Genomic DNA, 14098 nt, shown 5'->3' on the forward strand with positions numbered 1-14098 from the left:
AGGCGTCACACCTTTAACTGCGACACAACGGCAGAAGCATCGACCGGCAACGTTTTGTTGTTGGTCATTTCGATAATTGGAACGCCTGGCCCGACTGCTCTATTCGTACCTGAAGCATTGATGCTTTTCTTTGGAAAGTTACAAAGCAGCGGCGGGCGAGGGTGTGCCCCGCTAGCACCCATCGCGCGCCACGTGTTCGCCCGCGAGAGGGAGTGTAGTATTTTGACACCAAAGTGCGGGAAGACGAGGCACGAATTTCTTCGCCCAGCTATCCGATTTGTTCGAAGATCGCGCCGTGTGGAGGTAAACGCCACACGGGATGCACTTTACGAACTGAGATCGAATTGAGGAGGAAGCTGTTTTGAAGCAGACGCGGCTGAATCGCGCAGGCACTATTCCTACGCTACTATGGTAGAAAGTGCGACAAAAGCGCAATCTTTTCAACAGTGCGGAAAAGCTAATGGTGCCCCTTGCCGGAATCGAACCAGCACTCCTTTCGGAACCTGATTTTGAGTCAGGCGCGTCTACCAATTCCGCCAAAGGGGCAATTCCGAAGCGTGTCGGTTGGTATGCGGCGGACTATACGAACCGCGGGTCTTTGGTCAACCTGTTTTTGTTGAAAACTCTGTTTCATCAAACATTGCTTCTCCGTGCTACGGCAGAGACCGCTGAGGATTGCAGTTCGGTTGGGACTGGATTAGAGCGATGGGGCATTCCGGCTGAGAGCGTGTCGTGATCTTGCAGATTGCTTCCCGCTTCGAGGCCTTCTTGTGTCAATGTCGTTTCGCGGAACACTTGAACTTTTGCGAGAAGACATGCCTTAGTTTCCACCTGTTCAGGTGGTTTGCAGACTTTCCGGCGTTATGAGGACGATCATGAGCGTAGTTGCTTCAGCAGAAAAAAGCCGCACGATTGCGGCGGTGCTTGTCACTTTAGGGATGATCTTGACTGTTGGGTCGGCGCTCGGTTTTCAGCACATTGGCGGTTACACGCCGTGTGCGCTTTGCCTGTTGCAGCGTGACCCATACTACTACGCGATTCCGCTCGGCGTTCTTGCAGTCGGCGCGAGCATCTTCAAGCTGCCGGTGGCCTTGACGCGTGTCCTGCTTGTCTTGGTCGGAGTTGCCATGCTGATTGGGCTTGGGCTTGGCGTCTATCACTCGGGCGTGGAGTGGGGCTTTTGGCCTGGACCGACGACTTGCGCCACTGGCGCGCCTTCGATCACAACGGACGCCGGCAATTTGTTGAACGATCTGAATGCCATCAAGGCGCCGTCTTGCAATGAAGCGGCGCTGCGCGTTCTGGGACTTTCTTTCGCGGGCTGGAATGTCATTGCAAGCGCCGCGCTTGCGGCGATCGCCTTCTGGGGCGCGAGCCGCAAGAGCGTCTGATCGGATAGGTACGGTTGGCTCCGCGCGTGCTGCGATGTTTTCGACGTGCGATGCGATCCGGAGTGCTCGTTGAGGCGAGCTTTGCAGAAGGGCCAACGCTGAAGTGCCGTGCGTCCTATGGGACGCACAAGGGCGCTTACTTTTTTTGAATCTAGTCGTCGTGCATTATTAAAATCGACGCTGGTTTTGGCGCCTACGCTACACGAAGCAAAGGCCTTCGCCAGAACCATGACGGCTCAAGCGGCGGAGCATGCTGTTCGATGCAGCCCGGCAAATATCAGGGCTGCAGCTCGGTATCCCAGTAGAGATAATCCATCCAGCTTTCATGCAGGTAATTTGGCGGGAAAGACCGTCCGTTGTTGTGCAGGTCCTGCACCGTTGGCTGGTAGGGATGCTGATGCGGAAACATGCCAGCCTGCTTTGGAAGCTTGCTACCCTTTTTCAGGTTACAGGGCGAGCAGGCCGCCACGACATTCTGCCATGTCGTTTCGCCACCATGGGCGCGGGGGATGACGTGGTCGAAGGTCAGGTCGTCACGAGATCCGCAATATTGGCACTCGAACTTGTCGCGAAGGAACACGTTGAAGCGGGTGAAGGCGGGATTTCGCGTCGGCTGGACGTAGGTCTTGAGGCTAACGACACTCGGCAATCGCATCGAAAAACTCGGAGAGCATACCGCGTGGTCATATTCCGCGATGATGTTCACACGGTCGAGGAAGACTGCCTTGATCGCGTCCTGCCAGGACCAGAGCGACAAGGGATAGTAACTCAGCGGCCTATAGTCTGCGTTCAATACGAGCGCGGGCAGGGCCTGTGGTGAAACTGCAATCGTCAAGGGCGTCTCCTGAGCGATTCTGCATCTACATCTGTATATTAGGTCCGTTGTTACAGGATTGTGAAGCCTCTAAATGAAGCGCGGAAAGAAAGGCGGATTTCAGGCAATCGGTAGCGCATCGCGCCGCGTGATCGAGGCATAGTAAGCCCACAAAATACGCGCGGCGACAGATCGCCATGGGGACCAAAGACGCGCTGTTTCAGCGAGCTCGGGTCGGCTTGGACGTGCTTCCAGTTTGAAGGCGTGCATCACGGCCGCCTGAAGCGCCACATCGCCTGCGGGGAAGATGTCGGCATGCCCGCCGCAGAACATCAGGTAGACTTCTGCCGTCCAAGGACCAATCCCTTTCAAGGCTGTCAATCGTTGCATCGCGCAGGCTGGCTCCAGGTGGCTGAGGTCGACGAGATCCAGTTCTCCTGAGGCAACCGCCGTCGCGAGTGACGAGAGTGTTGTCCGTTTGGCGTTTGACAGGCCGAAGTTTGAGAGGGTTTCCTCATCCACGGCGAGAAAATGCTCGGCCGTCATGGTTTCCGTTCCCGCCACCATGCGGCGCCAGATAGCATCGGCGCTGGCACGCGACACCATCTGCGAGACGATGATGTGCGCCAACCCGGCAAAGCCTGCCTCGTTCAGCCTAAGCGGGATGCCGCCGGCCCGCTCGATCACCGCCTCCAGGCGTGGATCGATGATACGCAGCGCTGCCACGCCCTCGTCAATATCGGCCATGGATCGGATGATCTTCATCTTATGCCCGAACCCCATGCTGACAGCTTGCCGCAAAACGTGGCAGAAGACATCATGGCTCTATCCCTTCGTCACAACCCGGTCTTACGCTTTGCGCCCAGTCCCAACGGTGCTTTACACCTGGGGCATGCACTGTCTGCGTTCCTGAACCATGACATGGCCATTGCGCAAGACGGACGTTTTCTGTTGCGTATCGAAGATATTGATTCGACGCGATGCACACCTGCTTTCGAGCAGGGGATCTATCAGGATTTGCGCTGGCTTGGCTTGAGTTGGCAAGAGCCGGTTCGGCGGCAATCGGAGCATTTTTTGCAGTATCGTGCAGCACTTGATCGTCTTATCGAGATGGGGCTGGTCTATCCGGCCTTTATGAGCCGAGGCGAGATCAAGGCTTTCGTCTCTGAGCACGAATCGAGCGGTCGAACCTGGCCGCGCGATCCGGACGGAGCGCCACTCTATCCGCCTCTGGACAAGGAGCGCGGCCCTCAGGAGGCCGAATCTCTGGTGGCATCAGGCGCGAAACATGCCTGGCGGCTCAACATGGATAGAGCGCTCGCGCAGTTGCCAGATTCTTTAGCCTGGATCGAATGTGGTCAAGGCGAGAAGATCGCTGTCGCAGCCGATCCGGCGGCGTGGGGCGATGTGGTGCTGTCTCGGTCTGATGCCCCGTCCAGCTATCACCTGTCCGTCGTTATCGATGACGCGCTTCAGGGTGTGACGAAGGTCGTGCGTGGGCTCGATCTATTCCATGCCACGTCAGTCCATCGCCTGCTTCAAACGATGCTCGAGCTACCGGTGCCGGAATATCATCATCACCGCCTGGTTTTAGGCCCGGATGGACGCAAGCTGTCTAAGAGCGAAGGCAGCACCGGGCTTGCGGTTCTGCGCGAGGCAGGTCACGCGCCCTCAGATATCCGCCGCCTCGTCGGCCTCTAGCGCTCGTCTCAGGCTGCCGGTGCGAATGCCCGCCTTCACCACCCGCCGAACACGGTACTTCATCAACGCGGCGTTCACCTCCGCGCCCAGCATGAAGATAACGCCAATCATGTACAGGAAGACCAGGACGATCATCACCGAGGCCAGACCGGCATAGGTGGCTGCGTAGTTGGCGAAGGTGGCGAGGTAATAGGCAAAGATTGCCGCACCGATGATCCAGAAAATCATCGTCAGCAAGATGCCAGGCAGAACGTCCCACAGTTTGCGGCGGCCAGCCGGCAGCCATAAGTGTGCAGCAACGAGGCCGAGGGTCAGAACCACGATCGTTCCATAAAGGCCGAGGTTGGAAACGATCTCCAAGACTTCGGTAAGAAAGGTGGAACGGGTTTCTACGAATTTCAAAACCACCGGAACGGCCACCAGCACGATGCTGATGCCTGCAAAGACGATCACCGCCAGCACGACGTAGAAAAGGCTGAACAGGCGGGTCACATACCACCACCGAGTTTCCGTCACGCGGTAGGCGCGGTTTAGCGAGATGCGAATGGCTTCCACGCCGTTGGAGGCAAAATAGGCGGCGGCCAGAACCGAGATCGTCAGCAGGCCTCCACGTGGGATCGTCAAAACCTGCTGAACCTGGGCGGCAAGCGGCCCGGCAATAGCTTCCGGCCAGGTGTCGAAGATCAGATGGACGGCCGTTTCCGAGAACTGATCGGCGCCCAAAAAGCTCGCCAGTGCGGTGCCGAAAATCAGGAAGGGAAAGAGCGCCAACAGTCCAGACAGCGCCACATGGCTTGCCATCGCCCAGCCATCATCCTCGGCAAAATGGATATAGGCGTCATAGGCAACCTTACGGGCGAGGCTTAAAGCGGCGGCCATATCACCTCCTTGATCAGCATTTCATTCGTAACAAGCAATGAAATATGGGAAATCGGTTTTGAATTGTATAGCGTCCGAGGCCGTGCATCGGTTCCATCTCACCGATAAGAATTGTGCGCTATTCAACGGGGCGCAAGCTTCTTCACCTGCTTCATGAACTTTTGAGGAACCTATGCCTGAAAAGCCGGTCATTATCATCACCGGGTGCTCCACCGGGATCGGCGCGTATTGCGCAGGTGCGCTTCACCGCGATGGCTGGAGAGTCTTCGCGACGGTGCGCCGAGTGGAGGATATGGCGCCGCTGGAGGCACAGGGCATCGAAGCGCTGATCATGGATTATACCCGGCCGGAGAGCATTGCCGCTTTGGTCTCCGAGGTCGCAGCTCGGACGGGCGGTCGCATCGATGCGCTCTTTAACAATGGCGCTTATGGGCAGGCTGGCGCGGTGGAAGATGTTTCCGTCGCGGTATTGCGTCAGCAGTTCGAGACCAATGTCTTCGGCTGGCATGACCTGACCTGCCGCGTCATTCCGTTCATGCGCCGGCAAGGGCAGGGGCGGATCGTCCATTGCTCTTCCATTCTCGGGCTGGTGCCCTACAGGTATCGCGGTGCTTACAATGCCTCGAAGTTCGCTTTGGAGGGGCTAGGGATCACGCTGCGTATGGAGTTGGAAGGCAGCGGCATTCACGTCAGCCTTATCGAACCCGGCCCGATCGCTTCGAATTTCACGTCGACGGCCTTGAAGCATATCAAAGCCAATATCGATGTTGAGAATTCCGTTCATGCGCAGGAATACCGACGACAGCTTGCCCGGCTGGATGGCAGAGGGCCGGTCAACAAGCACAAGCTCGGTCCGGAGGCGGTCTATAGGGAACTGCAGCATGCGTTGACGGCGCGTCGTCCCAAGCCGCATTACGTCATCACCACACCGGCAAAGCAGGGTGTGCTGCTGAAGCGCCTTCTCCCCGCCTCGTTATTTTACAGACTTCTTCGCAAGTTCGACTAGCTGAATCGCCATCTCATCCGTTAGAACCGATGCAACGAGTTGAAGTCTTAACGGAGGCAATAAGATGTCCAGCTTTACCACCGTGCTTGCGGTCATTGTCATGGGGCTGGTCGTGCTGGTTCTCATTCGCGGGCTGTTCAACATGCTCAAGGGAACGGATGCCAATCGTTCCAACCAGTTGATGCAGTTGCGGCTTGTTCTGCAGGCCGTCGCGATCGTCTTGATCATGCTCACGCTTTGGCTGACGGGGGGAGGGCGCTGATATGGTCAAGCTCAACAAGATTTACACCCGCACCGGCGATGACGGGACGACCGCGCTGGTCTCCGGTCCACGCCGGACAAAATACGACCTGCGCGTGGAAAGCTATGGCGACGTGGACGAGACCAATTCCGTCATCGGGATGGCGCGGCTTCACACGGCAGATATCCCTGAACTCGACGCCATGCTGTTTCGCATCCAGAACGATCTTTTCGATCTCGGAGCGGATCTGGCGACGCCGGACGACGGAAAGCCCTTGTCCTACGAGCCGTTGAGGATCGTCGAATCACAGGTGTCGCGCATCGAGACGGAAATCGATGCTTTGAACGACACTCTGTCCGCTCTTAAATCCTTCGTCCTGCCCGGCGGTTCGGCCGCGGCCGCGCATCTTCACCTTGCGCGCACTGTTTCCAGGCGGGCGGAGCGACGCATGGTCGAGCTTGCGAAGACGGAAGGCGAGATCGTGAGCCCTGCGGCGTTGAAATACATCAACCGGCTGTCCGATTTTCTTTTCGTTGCCGCGCGCTTCGCTAATCATAATGCGGATGCAATCAAGGCGGATGTCCTCTGGGTACCTGGCAAGAACCGCTGAGTTGAGCGTAACAGCAGAGGTCGCACTCCATGTTCATCCCGCTGCATGACGCGAACTCGCTGAAGCACATCAAGCTGCAATATGTGACGGTGTCGTTGATCGGCATCAACATTCTCGTCTGGCTGGTCGCTGGCGCTTTGTCGAGCGAGCAGCAGGCGAGCGCTGCGGTGCTGGGGCTCGGCTTCATTCCCGCGGTTCTGTTCGACTACGCCTCGCTCGATCCTTCGCTGGTATTGGTCCCAAAAGATGCGACGATCTTCACCTATGCGTTTTTGCATTTGAGTTTCTGGCACCTCGCCTCGAACATGGTGTTTCTGTGGGTGTTCGGCGACAATGTTGAAGACGCGTTCGGCCACCTCGGCTTCCTGATCTTCTATCTTGCTTGCGCCGCCGCCGGGGCGCTGTTTCACGGCTTTATCGCGCCGCAGTCGCAAGGACCGCTGATCGGCGCATCCGGCGCCGTCTCCGGTGTGGTAGCCGCATATCTTTTGCTGCATCCACGTGTGCGTGTCTGGGTGCTGGTCTTCATGCGCATTCCGGTGCCGCTTCCAGCCTTCATCCCCTTGGCGCTTTGGGTCGGCCAGCAGTTCGTGATGCTGATCTTGTACCCGGAAGAGAGTGTCTCCTGGCCAGCCCATGTGGGAGGCATCGTGACAGGCGCGGTACTCGTCGTTTTCTTTCGCAGAAGCGGCGTCCCACTCTTCGATCGAAGGCTTGTGACGCCGCGGGCGGTTCAGCACAAAAATCAGGGGCTGCAAGACGCAGGCGTGTCGCAAACGGAACGGCCATCCGATCGTATTCCGTGAAAATTATTCTGAGAGCAAGTATTTACGTTCACGTCAACGTAAGATATTTCGTGAGTGCATCGCGTCATGAGCATTGTTCCGTTGATCTCATTGGAAAAATGCGTATCCATGGCTCAACTTGATTGTCAGGAGGACCGTTTGGCGCGCGCGCTTTATGGTCAGGAGTTGAAAGAAGGCTGCCGATGAAGATTCTTGTCCCAGTGAAGCGTGTGGTGGACTACAACGTGAAGATCCGCGTCAAGGCGGATGGTTCGGGTGTAGAGCTTGCCAACGTCAAGATGTCGATGAACCCTTTCGACGAAATCTCCGTCGAAGAGGCACTGCGCTTAAAGGAGGCTGGTAAGGCCGAGGAAGTGATCGTCGTGTCAATCGGTCCTGCGAAGGCTGAAGAGACGCTGCGCACCGCGCTTGCCATGGGTGCTGATCGCGCCGTGCTCATCGAAACCGACGAGATCGTCGAGCCGCTGGCCGTGGCCAAGTTGCTGAAGGGCGTGGTCGAGGCGGAAAACCCAGGCCTGGTGATCGTAGGCAAGCAGGCCATCGATGACGATTCCAACCAGACTGGCCAGATGCTGGCAGCGCTCCTCGGTTGGGGCCAGGGCACGTTTGCTTCCAAGGTCGAGCCCTCCGACGGCAAGGTTGCGGTGACCCGCGAAGTGGATGGCGGTCTCCAGACTGTCGAACTCAAGCTCCCAGCGGTCGTTACCACCGATCTTCGCCTCAACGAGCCGCGTTATGCGTCGCTGCCCAACATCATGAAAGCCAAGAAGAAGCCGCTCGACAAGAAGTCGCCTGCCGATTTCGGCGTCGATATCGCGCCACGCCTCAAGGTTCTCAAGACCGAAGAGCCCGCAGGCCGCAAGGCTGGCGTCAAGGTTGGTTCTGTTGGCGAACTGGTGTCGAAGCTCAAGGCTGACGGCGTCCTCTAAGGAAAGCGAAAGGGAGATAAACCATGGCCATTCTTCTTCTGGCAGAACACGATAATGCAACCCTTTCCGACCAGACGGCAAAGACGCTGACGGCGGCAACGCAGATCGGCGGCGATGTGCATGTGCTGGTTGCCGGCTCAGGCGCCAAGGCTGCAGCTGATGAAGCTGCGAAGCTCTCCGGCGTGTCCAAGGTTCTGCTTGCCGACGACGCATCCTATGCCAACCAACTGGCCGAGCCGCTGGCTGCCTTGATCGTTTCGCTTGCCGCATCCTATGACGTGATCATCGCGCCGGCTACCGCGTCGGCCAAGAACGTGCTGCCGCGCGTGGCCGCCCTTCTCGATGTGGCGCAGATTTCCGAAATCACAGAGGTCGTGTCTGCCGACACCTTCAAGCGTCCAATCTATGCGGGTAACGCCATCCAGACCGTTCAGGCGACTGACGCCAAGAAGGTCATTACTGTTCGTACCGCGTCCTTTGCTCCGGCACAGGCTGGCGGTTCTGCCTCGGTCGAGACCGCCTCGGCAGCTGAGAACCCTGGCGTATCGTCCTTCGTCTCCGACGCGCTCGCTTCGTCCGATCGTCCGGAACTGACCTCCGCCAAGATCATCATCTCCGGCGGTCGTGCGCTTGGTTCTTCGGAGAAGTTCAAGGAAGTCATTCTTCCGGTTGCCGACAAGCTCGGTGCCGCCGTTGGCGCATCGCGCGCCGCGGTCGATGCCGGTTTCGCGCCGAACGACTGGCAGGTTGGCCAGACGGGCAAAGTGGTTGCTCCGCAGCTTTACATCGCCTGCGGCATCTCCGGTGCCATCCAGCATCTGGCCGGCATGAAGGACTCGAAGGTGATCGTCGCCATCAACAAGGACGAAGAAGCTCCGATCTTCCAGGTCGCCGATTACGGTCTGGTCGCGGATCTTTTCGAAGCCCTGCCGGAGCTTGAAAAAACAATCTGATAACCGCAATGATAGCAAGCGGCGCGTTTTTACCGACGCGCCGCTTTCGTTTTGTGGCAATATGCGCGACAACGAAGATCTGAGGCGCGACAGGTTCAGTCTGATCCAACGATGCGCGCTTGGACATGATAAGCGCTGAGACGAACCCGACAGGAGATAGACGCATGACAGCCCCATTCAAGAACATCGGTGTTATCGGAGCCGGTCAGATGGGCTGCGGCATTGCGCATGTATCTGCTTTGGCAGGCTACAAAGTGCATATCTATGACGTGTCGAAGGATCGGATCGAAGCCGGACTTGCCACTATCAACGGCAATCTGGCGCGCCAAGTCTCCAACGGCAAGCTTGAAGACGATGCGCGCAAATCGGCGCTCGGTCTCATCGGCGGCTCTTCGGATCTGAACGATCTGGCGGCGATGGATCTCGTCATCGAGGCGGCCACCGAAAACGAAGAGGTCAAGCGCAAGATTTACGCACAGGTTTGCCCGGTGCTCAAACCTGAGGCCCTGCTTGCCACCAACACCTCGTCTCTATCGATTACTCGTCTCGCGTCTGCGACCGATCGTCCGGAACAGTTCATGGGCATTCACTTCATGAACCCGGTGCCAGTGATGAAGCTGGTCGAGTTGGTGCGCGGCATTGCGACCGGCGAAAAGACCTTCGAAACCGCTAAGGACTATGTGCGCTCGCTCGATAAGGCGATCACGGTTGCGGAAGATTTCCCGGCCTTCATCGTCAACCGCATTCTTCTGCCGATGATCAACGAGGCGATCTATACGCTCTACGAAGGCGTCGGCACAGTTGAAGCCATAGATACCGCCATGAAGCTTGGCGCCAATCACCCCATGGGCCCACTGCAGCTTGCCGACTTCATCGGTCTCGATACCTGTCTTTCGATTATGCAGGTTCTGCATGATGGCTTGGCCGACAGCAAATATCGCCCATGCCCGTTGTTGGTCAAATACGTTGAGGCAGGCTGGCTCGGTCGCAAATCCGGTCGAGGCTTTTACGATTACCGCGGCGAAATCCCGGTCCCGACCCGCTGATCAGGGGGAGGTTGCTGCCGTGACCAAGGCCTTGGCGTCTGGGCTGTCCCATGCGGCCGGGCCGTTCATCGAAGCGAGCAAGCATCCCTTATCATCCAGAAGCAGTGTTGCCGGCAGGCCGAAGGCAAGGCCTTCTTTCTTCAAGGCATTGAAAACGCCCATGGAGCTGTCGCGATAAAGTTTGAGCGAATCGATCTTGTACTCGCTCATGAAGGCTTTAGGCTTCTCATCCTCGCCGTTGTCGATGTTGATGGTAACGACCTCGAATGTGTCGCTGCCCTTTTCCTTCTCCAGTGCGTTCAAGGCAGGCATCTCCTCGCGGCAAGGCACACACCATGTGGCCCAGAGGTTGAGCAGAACGGTCTTGCCTTTGAGGTCCGCTTGCGTCATCGCGGCGCCGTCTGTGGACTTGAAGGAGAGCGGAATAACACGCGGCCTATCCGCCGGCGACATCGCCGCGATCTGGCCTTTTAGCAGGGGCTCGATGCTGGTGATGCGCTTGGCGGCGCCTTTACATAAAGCCGCATCCGTCACCGCTGCCCCTTGAACCTGTCCTTCAGACCCAATATGCCTGAACAACACCACTCCCCCGCCGCTGACGATGCCGGCGATGGCGGCAATTGCAACAAGTCTGGCGGAAGGAAGTCTGAAAGGTCTTTTTTCTGTCATCAAATACTCCAGGGCATGCACAATGGCTGACGGCGCAGAACAAAAATCCTCCAACCAGATGTGGGGCGGACGCTTTGCTTCCGGCCCTTCAGCCATCATGGAAGAGATAAATGCCTCCATTGGCTTCGACAAGAAGCTTTACGCCCAGGACATCCGTGGCTCCATCGCCCACGCCACCATGCTTGCTGCAAAAGGCATTATTTCGGCGGAAGATAAAGACAAGATCATCGAAGGCCTGAACACGATCCTGTCAGAAATCGAGGCTGGCACCTTTGAGTTTTCGCGCAAGCTCGAAGACATTCACATGAATATCGAGGCGCGTCTGGCAAACCTCATCGGCCCAGCGGCCGGTCGCCTACACACGGCGCGTTCGCGCAACGACCAGGTCGCACTCGATTTCCGCCTCTGGGTCAAGGAAGAGCTCCAGAAGACCGAAGCCATGCTGAGCGCTTTGATTGCAGCCTTTCTCGACCGCGCCGAGCAGCATGCCGATACGGTAATGCCGGGCTTTACCCACCTGCAGACCGCGCAGCCGGTCACCTTCGGTCATCACTGCATGGCCTATGTTGAAATGTTTGGCCGCGACCGTGCCCGCGTTCGCCATGCCATCGAACATCTGGACGAAAGCCCGATCGGCGCTGCAGCGCTTGCCGGAACCGGTTACCCGATCGACCGTCACATGACGGCGAATGCACTCGGCTTCCGCGAGCCCACACGCAACTCCATCGATACGGTGTCAGATCGCGACTTCGCGCTGGAGTTTCTCTCCATCGCCTCCATCTGCGCTACTCATCTTTCGCGCCTGGCCGAAGAAATCGTGATCTGGTCGACGCCACAATTCGGCTTCATCCGTCTTTCCGACGCTTTCTCGACCGGCTCCTCCATCATGCCGCAGAAGAAAAACCCCGATGCCGCGGAACTGGTACGCGCCAAGACCGGCCGGATCAACGGCTCGCTGATCGCATTGCTGACCGTGATGAAGGGTCTGCCGCTCGCTTATTCCAAGGATATGCAGGAAGACAAGGAACAGGTCTTCGACGCGGCGGAAAGTCTGGAGCTGGCGATTGCCGCGATGACCGGCATGATCCGCGATCTGGAAGTGCGGGCCGATCGTATGCGCGCCGCTGCCGGTTCGGGTTACTCGACCGCGACAGACCTTGCCGACTGGCTGGTGCGTGAAGCGGGTCTGCCATTCCGCGATGCGCATCACGTCACCGGACATGCCGTAGCGCTTGCTGAAAAGAAGGGCTGCGATCTGGCTGACCTGTCGCTTGAGGAATTGCAGGCGATCAATTCGGCGATCACAGCCAGCGTCTTCGACGTTCTGTCGGTCGAGGCGTCGGTGGCAAGCCGCACCAGTTTCGGGGGCACGGCGCCGTCCGAAGTGCGCAAGCAGATTGCCTGGTGGCGCGGGCGCAACTGATCAATCGAACGATCAATCTAGCGTTACGCCACCATCACAAGAAACAGGGTGCACAAGCGCCCTGTTTTTCGTTATCAGAGATGCAAAGAATTCCTTTGGACGGGTCCATGCTCTTTAAAACCTCTCGCAGTTTCATCATTCCGGTCAGCGTGGCGCTCGCCGCGGGTCTTGCTCTTTCCAGCTGCGGCCGCAAGGGCGATCTCGATGCGCCAAGTACTCCGGTCGAGCAGCGCAACCAGCGCTCGGACAAGAAGGTGGAAACGACGCCGGAACGTCCTTTCATTCTCGACAAGCTTCTGTAACGGATTACGGCCGTGAACCATTTTCATTATATCGACGGCGTGCTGCACGCCGAAAACGTTGCTGTGCCCGAAATCGCCAAGGCTGTCGGCACACCTTTCTATGTCTATTCGACGGCAACGCTTGAGCGTCACTACAAGGTCTTTTCCCAGGCCTTTAGCGATGTGGATGCGATGGTTTGCTATGCCATGAAGGCCAACTCCAACCAGGCGGTGCTGAAGACACTGGCAAAGCTGGGCGCGGGGATCGACGTTGTCTCCGGTGGTGAGCTCCGCCGTGCGCTGGCCGCTGGCGTTCCGGCAAGCCGCATCATGTTTTCCGGCGTCGGCAAGACGCCGGCGGAAATGGATCTGGCGCTTGAGGCGGGCATCTACTGCTTCAATGTCGAATCCGAGCCGGAACTCGAAATCCTCAATTTGCGTGCGGTGAAAGCTGGCACGAAGGCGCATGTGTCCTTCCGCATCAACCCTGATGTGGATGCCAAGACACACGCCAAGATTTCGACCGGCAAGAAGGAAAACAAGTTCGGCATTTCCTATCAGCGCGCGCGGGCCGTTTATGCCCATGCGGCGACACTGCCCGGTATCGATGTCAGCGGCATCGACATGCATATTGGTAGTCAGATCACCGAGTTGCAGCCTTTCGAAGATGCGTTCCGACTCTTGCGCGAACTGGTGGAATCTTTGCGTGGCGACGGCCACACGATCAGCCATGTGGACATCGGTGGCGGCCTGGGCATTCCCTACAAGGACGACAACAACCCGCCGCCTTTGCCGGATGCCTATGCGCATATTGTCAAGAACGAGCTGAAGAGCCTCAACTGCAAGATCGTCACCGAGCCAGGCCGCCTGATAGTCGGCAATGCTGGTATTCTGGTGACCGAAGTTCTCTATGTGAAGGATGGCGGGGAGAAGGCTTTCGTCATCGTTGATGCGGCAATGAACGATCTCATCCGGCCAACGCTCTATGAAGCCTATCATGGCATACGCCCCGTCGTGCAGCCGTCCACCGATGCTGCGCGCATCAAGGCGGATGTGGTCGGGCCGGTTTGCGAGACGGGCGATTATCTGGCGCTCGATCGTGAGATGGCAGCACCTCAGCCGGGCGATCTCATCGCGGTGAGCTCTGCGGGCGCCTATGGTGCGGTGCAGGCCGGAACCTACAATTCGCGTCTTCTCGTGCCGGAAGTGCTGGTCAATGGCGAACAGTTCCATGTCATTCGTCCGCGCGGCACTTACGAGGAGTTGATTGCGCTCGACTCGGTGCCTGCCTGGCTCGATTGAGATCGTTCATCACGATTAAGCGACCAGCAGGAAAAATAGAGGGCAAG

General features: G+C 57.8%; 16 protein-coding genes and 1 tRNA gene. 12 read left to right on the forward strand and 5 right to left on the reverse strand.

The features are described from left to right. Positions 1–461: 461 nt before the first annotated feature. Positions 462–546 (reverse strand) — tRNA-Leu (locus WKI41_RS00070). A gap of 329 nt (positions 547–875) precedes the next feature. Between WKI41_RS00070 and WKI41_RS00075 the strand changes: the two genes are divergently transcribed. Beyond that, complete coding sequence (locus WKI41_RS00075; protein ID WP_340191500.1) at positions 876–1391, forward strand: disulfide bond formation protein B; 516 nt, start codon at positions 876–878, stop codon at positions 1389–1391. Between the two features lie 277 nt (positions 1392–1668). Here the strand turns inward: WKI41_RS00075 and WKI41_RS00080 are convergent, their stop codons facing one another. Continuing rightward, the gene (locus WKI41_RS00080; RefSeq protein ID WP_340191501.1) at positions 1669–2226 is read right to left on the reverse strand and encodes an HNH endonuclease; all 558 of its coding nucleotides are present in this window, start codon (positions 2224–2226) and stop codon (positions 1669–1671) included. Between the two features lie 99 nt (positions 2227–2325). Continuing rightward, positions 2326–2970 (reverse strand): DNA-3-methyladenine glycosylase 2 family protein, encoded by a 645-nt coding sequence (locus WKI41_RS00085; RefSeq protein WP_340191502.1) that lies wholly within the window; start codon positions 2968–2970, stop codon positions 2326–2328. Positions 2971–3024: 54 nt separating this feature from the next. Here WKI41_RS00085 and gluQRS point away from each other — a divergent pair, with 54 nt between their 5' ends. Beyond that, positions 3025–3906 carry a tRNA glutamyl-Q(34) synthetase GluQRS gene (gene gluQRS / locus WKI41_RS00090; protein WP_340191503.1) on the forward strand — a complete coding sequence of 294 codons (882 nt, stop codon included), beginning with the start codon at positions 3025–3027 and terminating at the stop codon, positions 3904–3906. Here gluQRS and WKI41_RS00095 read toward each other — a convergent pair. After that, positions 3877–4785 (reverse strand): YihY/virulence factor BrkB family protein, encoded by a 909-nt coding sequence (locus tag WKI41_RS00095; RefSeq protein ID WP_340191504.1) that lies wholly within the window; start codon positions 4783–4785, stop codon positions 3877–3879. The two genes, gluQRS and WKI41_RS00095, sit on opposite strands and share 30 nt — an antisense overlap. Before the next feature lie 172 nt (positions 4786–4957). Between WKI41_RS00095 and WKI41_RS00100 the strand changes: the two genes are divergently transcribed. From WKI41_RS00100 to WKI41_RS00130, 7 genes are all read left to right on the forward strand, one after another. Then, entirely contained in the window at positions 4958–5791 is an 834-nt protein-coding gene (locus tag WKI41_RS00100; RefSeq protein WP_340191505.1) for an SDR family oxidoreductase, read from the forward strand. Between the two features lie 64 nt (positions 5792–5855). Next, complete coding sequence (locus WKI41_RS00105) at positions 5856–6053, forward strand: twin transmembrane helix small protein (RefSeq protein WP_340191506.1); 198 nt, start codon at positions 5856–5858, stop codon at positions 6051–6053. A gap of 1 nt (position 6054) precedes the next feature. Continuing rightward, entirely contained in the window at positions 6055–6642 is a 588-nt protein-coding gene (locus tag WKI41_RS00110) for a cob(I)yrinic acid a,c-diamide adenosyltransferase (protein ID WP_340191507.1), read from the forward strand. 29 nt (positions 6643–6671) lie between these two features. Next, the gene (locus tag WKI41_RS00115; protein WP_340191508.1) at positions 6672–7448 is read left to right on the forward strand and encodes a rhomboid family intramembrane serine protease; all 777 of its coding nucleotides are present in this window, start codon (positions 6672–6674) and stop codon (positions 7446–7448) included. A 182-nt stretch (positions 7449–7630) separates the two neighbouring features. Beyond that, positions 7631–8377 carry an electron transfer flavoprotein subunit beta/FixA family protein gene (locus WKI41_RS00120; protein ID WP_340191509.1) on the forward strand — a complete coding sequence of 249 codons (747 nt, stop codon included), beginning with the start codon at positions 7631–7633 and terminating at the stop codon, positions 8375–8377. 23 nt (positions 8378–8400) lie between these two features. Continuing rightward, positions 8401–9330 (forward strand): electron transfer flavoprotein subunit alpha/FixB family protein, encoded by a 930-nt coding sequence (locus tag WKI41_RS00125; protein WP_340191510.1) that lies wholly within the window; start codon positions 8401–8403, stop codon positions 9328–9330. Positions 9331–9494: 164 nt separating this feature from the next. Beyond that, the gene (locus WKI41_RS00130) at positions 9495–10376 is read left to right on the forward strand and encodes a 3-hydroxybutyryl-CoA dehydrogenase (protein WP_340191511.1); all 882 of its coding nucleotides are present in this window, start codon (positions 9495–9497) and stop codon (positions 10374–10376) included. Here WKI41_RS00130 and tlpA read toward each other — a convergent pair whose 3' ends face one another. Continuing rightward, positions 10377–11045, reverse strand: a complete 669-nt coding sequence (gene tlpA / locus WKI41_RS00135; RefSeq protein ID WP_340191512.1) for a thiol:disulfide interchange protein TlpA — start codon at positions 11043–11045, stop codon at positions 10377–10379. A gap of 22 nt (positions 11046–11067) precedes the next feature. On the opposite strand from tlpA, the gene argH reads away from it, so the two are divergent. The 3 genes from argH (at position 11068) to lysA (ending at position 14051) form a co-directional block, all read left to right on the forward strand. Continuing rightward, the gene (gene argH, locus WKI41_RS00140; protein WP_340191513.1) at positions 11068–12468 is read left to right on the forward strand and encodes an argininosuccinate lyase; all 1401 of its coding nucleotides are present in this window, start codon (positions 11068–11070) and stop codon (positions 12466–12468) included. Positions 12469–12575: 107 nt separating this feature from the next. Then, positions 12576–12770 (forward strand): LPS translocon maturation chaperone LptM, encoded by a 195-nt coding sequence (gene lptM / locus WKI41_RS00145; RefSeq protein ID WP_340191514.1) that lies wholly within the window; start codon positions 12576–12578, stop codon positions 12768–12770. A 12-nt stretch (positions 12771–12782) separates the two neighbouring features. After that, on the forward strand, positions 12783–14051 hold the full coding sequence (gene lysA / locus WKI41_RS00150) for a diaminopimelate decarboxylase (protein ID WP_340191515.1): 1269 nt from the start codon (positions 12783–12785) through the stop codon (positions 14049–14051). Positions 14052–14098 lie beyond the last annotated feature (47 nt).

Source organism: Agrobacterium larrymoorei, from assembly GCF_037722385.1.
GTDB classification, from domain to species: domain Bacteria; phylum Pseudomonadota; class Alphaproteobacteria; order Rhizobiales; family Rhizobiaceae; genus Agrobacterium; species Agrobacterium larrymoorei_C.

What these genes read in the sequence shown, in the direction of transcription:
- WKI41_RS00075 (WP_340191500.1), top strand. Translation starts at nt 876, where the DNA reads ATGAGCGTAGTTGCTTCAGCAGAAAAAAGCCGCACGATTGCGGCGGTG.
- WKI41_RS00085 (WP_340191502.1), bottom strand. Translation starts at nt 2,970, where the DNA reads ATGAAGATCATCCGATCCATGGCCGATATTGACGAGGGCGTGGCAGCG.
- gluQRS (WP_340191503.1), top strand. Translation starts at nt 3,025, where the DNA reads ATGGCTCTATCCCTTCGTCACAACCCGGTCTTACGCTTTGCGCCCAGT.
- WKI41_RS00095 (WP_340191504.1), bottom strand. Translation starts at nt 4,785, where the DNA reads ATGGCCGCCGCTTTAAGCCTCGCCCGTAAGGTTGCCTATGACGCCTAT.
- WKI41_RS00100 (WP_340191505.1), top strand. Translation starts at nt 4,958, where the DNA reads ATGCCTGAAAAGCCGGTCATTATCATCACCGGGTGCTCCACCGGGATC.
- WKI41_RS00105 (WP_340191506.1), top strand. Translation starts at nt 5,856, where the DNA reads ATGTCCAGCTTTACCACCGTGCTTGCGGTCATTGTCATGGGGCTGGTC.
- WKI41_RS00110 (WP_340191507.1), top strand. Translation starts at nt 6,055, where the DNA reads ATGGTCAAGCTCAACAAGATTTACACCCGCACCGGCGATGACGGGACG.
- WKI41_RS00115 (WP_340191508.1), top strand. Translation starts at nt 6,672, where the DNA reads ATGTTCATCCCGCTGCATGACGCGAACTCGCTGAAGCACATCAAGCTG.
- WKI41_RS00120 (WP_340191509.1), top strand. Translation starts at nt 7,631, where the DNA reads ATGAAGATTCTTGTCCCAGTGAAGCGTGTGGTGGACTACAACGTGAAG.
- WKI41_RS00125 (WP_340191510.1), top strand. Translation starts at nt 8,401, where the DNA reads ATGGCCATTCTTCTTCTGGCAGAACACGATAATGCAACCCTTTCCGAC.
- WKI41_RS00130 (WP_340191511.1), top strand. Translation starts at nt 9,495, where the DNA reads ATGACAGCCCCATTCAAGAACATCGGTGTTATCGGAGCCGGTCAGATG.
- tlpA (WP_340191512.1), bottom strand. Translation starts at nt 11,045, where the DNA reads ATGACAGAAAAAAGACCTTTCAGACTTCCTTCCGCCAGACTTGTTGCA.
- argH (WP_340191513.1), top strand. Translation starts at nt 11,068, where the DNA reads ATGGCTGACGGCGCAGAACAAAAATCCTCCAACCAGATGTGGGGCGGA.
- lptM (WP_340191514.1), top strand. Translation starts at nt 12,576, where the DNA reads ATGCTCTTTAAAACCTCTCGCAGTTTCATCATTCCGGTCAGCGTGGCG.